Origin of the sequence: Flavonifractor plautii ATCC 29863, assembly GCF_000239295.1 — a bacterium.
Taxonomy (GTDB): domain Bacteria; phylum Bacillota; class Clostridia; order Oscillospirales; family Oscillospiraceae; genus Flavonifractor; species Flavonifractor plautii.
This window is the reverse complement of sequence record NZ_JH417820.1, coordinates 1-5999: the sequence shown is the minus strand read 5'-3', so window position 1 is coordinate 5999 and position 5999 is coordinate 1. Positions and strand designations below refer to the sequence as shown.

Here is a 5999-nt window from a genome sequence, read left to right as displayed (position 1 = left end):
CGTCTGTAGGGGCGGCCCTTGTGGCCGCCCGGCCTCACGACTCCGGCCGGGTGAAGTGGGCCAGGGGATCGGGCCGCTCCCACAGCACCACCGCCCCGGCGGCCAGGGACTTGGGCACGTCGATCAGCCGCTGGTTGGCGCTCCCCCGGAACAGGGCGGCGTAGGACTTCTCCACCTCCACAAAGGGCCCGTCCACCAGCACGTCCACCTGCTCCAGCAAGGCCAGCGCGTCCGGCACCTCTCCGGCGAGCAGTCTCTCATAAGTATACCCCGTATAGGCCCACACGTTCAAGCCCCTTTCCCGGGCGATGCGGGCCAGGGCGGCGCACTCCGCCGCCTGGCAGAAGGGCTCCCCGCCGGAGAGGGTGAGGCCGTTGGTCAACGGATTGCCGGACAGCTCCGTCGCCAGCTCCGCCACCGAGACCTCCCGCCCCCCGGCTGGATCGTGGGTGCCCGGGTTGTGGCATCCAGGGCAGCGGTGGGGACAGCCCTGGGTGAAGACGGTGAACCGCAGGCCGGGGCCGTCCACGATGGAGTCGGATACGGTATTGGCGATGCGCATGGCGCTTCCTCCCTCAAACAGCAGGGCCGCCGCGGATGCGGCGGCCCTGTTCGCTTTATGCGTCGTCCACCACCTGGAAGATATAGAACTTCAGGTAGAGGGACTGGTCGGCCCCCCACAGCACCGGATGGTCGGGGGACTGGGTGCGGTACTCCACCTGCCGCAGGCGGCGGCGGGCGTCCCGGGCGGCCTCCCCGATGGTCTTGGTGAACAGCTCCGGCGTCATGAAGTGGGAGCAGGAGCAGGTGGCCAGATAGCCGCCGTTTTTCACCAGCTTAATGCCCCGCAGGTTGATCTCCCGGTAGCCGGTGACCGCCTTCTTCACTGAGGCGCGGGACTTGGTGAAGGCGGGCGGGTCCAGGATCACCAGGTCAAATTTCTCGCCCTTCCGCTCCAGCTCCGGCAGCAGCTCGAACACGTCGCGGCAGGCAAAGCGTACCCGGTCGGACATGCCGTTGAGGGCGGCATTCTGCGTGGCCTGGGCCACCCCCAGCTCCGAGGCGTCCACCCCCAGCACCTCCGCCGCGCCGCCCTTGGCAGCATTGAGGGCGAAGGCCCCGGTGTGGGTGAAGCAGTCCAGCACCCGGCCGCCGCGGGCCAGGGGCTGGATGGCCAGCCGGTTGTACTTCTGATCCAGGAAAAAGCCGGTCTTCTGCCCCTCGGCCACGTCCACCTGATAGCGGACGCCGTTCTCCACAATCTCCACCACCGGATCGAAGGGGTCGGACAAGAAGCCCTTCACCCGCTCCATGCCCTCCTTGAGGCGCACCTTGGCGTCGCTTCGCTCGTAGATGCCCCGGACGGAGATGCCGTCCTCCTTCAAAAGATCCACCAGCAGAGACAGAATGGTGGATTTCAGCCGGTCGATGCCCAGGGCCAGGGACTCCACCACCAGCACGTCGGCAAACTTGTCCACCACCAGGCCGGGGAGGAAATCGGCCTCCCCGAAGATCACCCGGCAGGAGGAGGTGTCCACCGTGTCCTTGCGGTACTGCCAGGCGGCCCGTACCCGCCGCTCCAGAAAATCCCGGTCGATGACGGCCCCGGCGTCCCGGGACAGGACGCGCACCGCGATGGTGGAGGCCCGGTTGAGGAAGCCCACCCCCAGGGGGTAGCCGTTGTAGTCCTCGATGCGGACGATGCCGCCGTCGGCGGGTTCGCCCAGAATCTCTGCAATCTCGTTGTCGTAAATCCAGGGGCCGCCGGCCTTGAAGGCGCGGCCCTCTCCCCGCTTGAGACGGATGGCGGGCGTGTCTGACATGGTATCTCTCCTCTACAAGACTGGTTGAGCAGGCCGATGTGGGCATCGGCCCCTACGAGGCAGCGCTAGGGCTTGTTTGAACATTGGCGATGTGCCCAGCGGCGAGGGATTTGGGACCGCTGGCAAGCAATTTTTTCGCGGGAATCCGGACGGATTTCAAGGAAAAATTGCGCCGTCCAGGGGACAAAAGACCCGTCGATTGGGCATGTTGATATTTTTCAAACAAGCCCTAGGCTTGTCCCCGTCCCTATTACACCGAATGCTTTACCCGGTCGCGCTCCTCCGCCCGCTTGCCGTTGTTGAAGCGGTCCAGGGTTCCCACCAGATAGCCGGTGATGCGGCGGATGCGCTCAAAGGGCACGCCGTCGGCCTCGGTGCGGCCGCAGCCGGGGCACTGGTCGCCGATGATGCCGGAGAAGCCGCACACCGGGTCACGATCCACCGGGTGGTTGACGCTGCCGTAGCCGATGCCGCTCTCCTTCATGCAGCGGATGACCTTCTCGAAGGCCTCCAGGTTGTCGGTGGGATCGCCGTCCATCTCGATATAGCTGATGTGGCCGGCGTTGGTGAGGGCGTGGTAGGGAGCCTCAATCCGGATTTTATCGTAGGCGGAGATGGGGTAGTACACCGGCACGTGGAAGGAGTTGGTGTAGTACTCCCGGTCGGTGATCCCCTCGATGGAGCCGTAGCGGGCCCGGTCCAGCTTGACGAACCGGCCGGACAGCCCCTCGGCGGGGGTGGCGATGAGGGAGAAGTTGAGGCCCCGTTTGGCGGCCTCCTCGTCCATGCGGGCCCGCATGTGGGAGATGATCTCCAGGCCCAGCACCTGGGCCTTCTCGCTCTCCCCGTGGTGGACGCCAACAAGGGCCTTGAGGGTCTCGGCCAGGCCGATGAAGCCCACGGTGAGGGTGCCGTGCCTGAGCACCTCCCGCACCTCGTCGTCCCAGTCCAGCTTGTCGCTGTCCAGCCACACCCCCTGGCCCATGAGGAAGGGGTAGTTGTATACGTGCTTGCGGCACTGGATCTCAAAGCGCTCCAGCAGTTGCTCCACGCAGAGATCCAGCATCCGGTCCAGCCCCTCGAAGAAGACGTCCAGATCCCCCCTGGCCTTGATGGCCAGCCGGGGCAGGTTGATGGTGGTGAAGGACAGGTTGCCCCGGCCGTTGCAGATCTCCCGCCCGGGGTCGTACACGTTGCCGATGACCCGGGTGCGGCAGCCCATGTAGGCGATCTCGGTCTCGGGGCGGCCGGGCCTGTAGTATTGCAGGTTGAAGGGCGCGTCGATGAAGGAGAAATTGGGGAACAGCCGCTTGGCGGAGCACCGCATGGCAAGCTGGAACAGGTCGTAATTGGGCTCGCCGGGGTTGTAGTTGACCCCCTCCTTGACCCGGAAGATCTGGATGGGGAAGATGGGGGTCTCTCCGCCGCCCAGGCCGGCCTCGGTGGCCAGCATGACGTTCTTCATCACCATGCGCCCCTCCGGGGAGGTGTCCATGCCGTAGTTGATGGAGGAAAAGGGGGTCTGGGCCCCGGCCCGGGAGTGCATGGTGTTCAGGTTGTGGATCAGGGCCTCCATGGCCTGATAGGTGGCCCGGTCGGTCTCCTTCACCGCCCGCTGGTGGGCGAAGGCCTGGGCCTTCTCCACCTGCTCCGCCGTGCCGAAGGCGGGAACCAGCGCGGCCCGCTCGGCGGCGAAGTAGTCTCCGCAGTCCTCCAGAGTGGGCGCCAGCCCGGTGTCGGCTTTGAGCTGCGCCATAAGGGCCCTCAGCTCCCTCTCCGGGTCCTCCCGGCCCTCCAGCAGCATGAGGGCCCGGTCCAGGTTCTGGCGGTACACCCGCGCGAAGGTCTTGCGCACGCCGTCGGCCATGCCGTAGTCGAAGTTGACCACGCTCTGGCCGCCGTGCTGGTCGTTCTGGTTGGACTGGATGGCGATGCAGCACAGGGCGGCGTAGGAGGAGATGTCGTTGGGCTCCCGCAGGGTGCCGTGGCCAGTGGAGAAGCCCCCCTCGAACAGCTTTTTGATGTCGATCTGGCAGCAGGTGGTGGTGAGGGTGAGGAAGTCCAGGTCGTGGATGTGGATGTCCCCCTCCCGGTGTGCCCGGGCGTGGTCGGGGTTGAGCACAAACATGTCGTAGAACTGCTTGGCCCCCTCGGAGCCGAACTTGAGCATGCTCCCCATGGCCGTATCCCCGTCGATGTTGGCGTTCTCCCGCTTGATGTCGGAGTCCTTGGCCTTGGAGAAGGTGATGTCCTCATAGGTCTTCATCAGCCGGGTGTTCATCTCCCGGGCGCGGCTGCGCTCCTCCCGGTAGAGGATGTAGGACTTGGCGGTCTGCACATAGCCGTTGTCCATGAGCACCCGCTCCACCAGATCCTGAATGTGCTCCACATCGGGCTGGGCCTGCCCCTCCACCTCCAGGATGGAGAGCACCTCGTCGGCCAGCTTTCTGGCCTCCTCCCCCCGTCCGGGCTTGTAGGTGGCGTTGAACGCCTTCTCAATGGCGCGGGCGATCTTCTCCTCGTTGAACTCGGCCAGGCGGCCGTCCCGCTTGCGGATCTTTGTCAGTGTCATGGCTGTCCGCCCCCTTCTTCCTTCATGAAAAAAGCCAACACAGGGAAAGACACCCCGTCCAGGCTTGGCACTACATCTTGTGTTCTTATGTTCTTGATGTCTCCTATGATACCGTATCTTGGTTGGCCCGTCAAGGCACAAAACAAAAAGCGCGCCCCAAAAACAGGGCGTGCTTTTTGGCGGTTTCGCTGATTTTGGAACAGGGGACTTGACGGGATTTACAGCAGCACCAGGCCGTATTTCCGGGCCATCTCCTGGAGGAAGGCCGCCTCCAGCTCCCCGGTGCCGTCCCAGAAGGCCCGGCCCTGGTAGAGCCGCAGGGCCTGCTCCAGCAGCTCGGGCACGTCGGTCCAGAGGCACAGCGCATCCTTCACCGCGTATTGGTTCTCGGCAAAGGTGTAGAGGTCGTCCTCGTCGTAAATGGCGATCTTCAGCGCGCCCTGGGGGGCGTTCTCCTCCGCCTCCAGAATATCCTCCAGCAGATCGGAGGTGCACTCGATGGTCTCCCCCACATCGATGTCGGGCGTAATAAACCGGGCCTCCTTCTCACTGGCGCAGGGAATCACATCGGGATCCCGCCTGGGCGGGACGAAGGCGGAGAAATCCACCGCCTCCACCGCGGCGCGCAGGGCGGCCACATGCTCCGCCGTAGTGCCGCAGCAGCCGCCAAAGATACGAACGCCTGCCGCCGCGAAGCCGGCGGCGTAGGAGGCGAACTCCTCCGGCGGGCAGTGGTACACCGCCTGCCCCTCCACCGTCTCGGGCAGGCCCGCGTTGGGCTTGGCAATGAGCGGGACGGTGGTGTAGGGGGTGAGGCGGCGCATCTGCTCCAGCATCTCCGCCGGGCCGGAGGAGCAGTTCAGCCCGAAGGCGTCCACCCCCATGCCCTGCATGACGATCAGGGCGGCCAGCACGTCGGTGCCCGAGAGGGTACGGCCGTTCTCGTCGCAGGTAAAGGTAACCCACACCGGCCTATCCGACACGCTCTTGCAGGCCAGTACCGCCGCCCGGGCCTCGGGCATGGTCATGGTGGTCTCAATGAGGAAGAGGTCCACCCCCGCCGCCGCCAGGGCAGCCGCCTGCTCGGTATAGATGGCCACCAGCTCCTCAAAGCTGCTCTCCCCGAAGGGGGCGATGAACAGCCCCGTGGGGGCCATGTCCCCCGCCACCAGAGCGCGGCCGCCGGCAGCCTGCCGGGACAGCTCCACCAGCCGGCGGTTGTAGTCCGCCACCTGCCCGAAGATACCGTGCTGCTCCAGCCGCACCCGGTTGGCCCCGAAGGTGGGGGCGATCAGCACCTGGCTGCCGGCCGCCACATAACCCCTCTGGAGCTCCAGCAGGGCCTCCGGGTGGCCGAGCACCCACTGCTCCGTGCACGCGCCGGCGGGCATGCCCCGCTTATACAGCTCGGAGCCGGTAGCTCCGTCCAGCAGGATGGGCAGGGATAAGGGGGGGATGGTGTCCATAATTGTTTTATTCCTCCTAAAATTGCATGGCTGCATGATTGGGAGATAGTATATCACAAAACGATATGGGAATGCAAGTACAGCCTCATATAGACAAAAACAAAGGGTGTAGGACTACAATACATATTGGACATCTGA

At 65.0% G+C, this 5999-nt stretch carries 4 protein-coding genes; all 4 read right to left on the bottom strand.

What is annotated here, in order from left to right; all coding sequences use genetic code 11:
• Positions 1–34 precede the first annotated feature (34 nt).
• The 4 genes from nrdG to HMPREF0372_RS13775 all read right to left on the bottom strand — a co-directional run bounded on the left by nrdG (position 35) and on the right by HMPREF0372_RS13775 (position 5861).
• On the bottom strand, positions 35–562 hold the full coding sequence (gene nrdG / locus HMPREF0372_RS13790) for an anaerobic ribonucleoside-triphosphate reductase activating protein (RefSeq protein ID WP_007493661.1): 528 nt from the start codon (positions 560–562) through the stop codon (positions 35–37).
• A 55-nt stretch (positions 563–617) separates the two neighbouring features.
• Positions 618–1823 carry a class I SAM-dependent rRNA methyltransferase gene (locus tag HMPREF0372_RS13785; protein ID WP_007493659.1) on the bottom strand — a complete coding sequence of 402 codons (1206 nt, stop codon included), beginning with the start codon at positions 1821–1823 and terminating at the stop codon, positions 618–620.
• A 250-nt stretch (positions 1824–2073) separates the two neighbouring features.
• Positions 2074–4395 carry an anaerobic ribonucleoside triphosphate reductase gene (locus tag HMPREF0372_RS13780; protein WP_007493654.1) on the bottom strand — a complete coding sequence of 774 codons (2322 nt, stop codon included), beginning with the start codon at positions 4393–4395 and terminating at the stop codon, positions 2074–2076.
• Positions 4396–4613: 218 nt separating this feature from the next.
• Entirely contained in the window at positions 4614–5861 is a 1248-nt protein-coding gene (locus HMPREF0372_RS13775; protein ID WP_007493652.1) for a homocysteine S-methyltransferase family protein, read from the bottom strand.
• Between the last annotated feature and the right edge of the window lie 138 nt (positions 5862–5999).

What these genes read in the sequence shown, in the direction of transcription:
- HMPREF0372_RS13785 (WP_007493659.1), bottom strand. Translation starts at nt 1,823, where the DNA reads ATGTCAGACACGCCCGCCATCCGTCTCAAGCGGGGAGAGGGCCGCGCC.
- nrdG (WP_007493661.1), bottom strand. Translation starts at nt 562, where the DNA reads ATGCGCATCGCCAATACCGTATCCGACTCCATCGTGGACGGCCCCGGC.
- HMPREF0372_RS13780 (WP_007493654.1), bottom strand. Translation starts at nt 4,395, where the DNA reads ATGACACTGACAAAGATCCGCAAGCGGGACGGCCGCCTGGCCGAGTTC.
- HMPREF0372_RS13775 (WP_007493652.1), bottom strand. Translation starts at nt 5,861, where the DNA reads ATGGACACCATCCCCCCCTTATCCCTGCCCATCCTGCTGGACGGAGCT.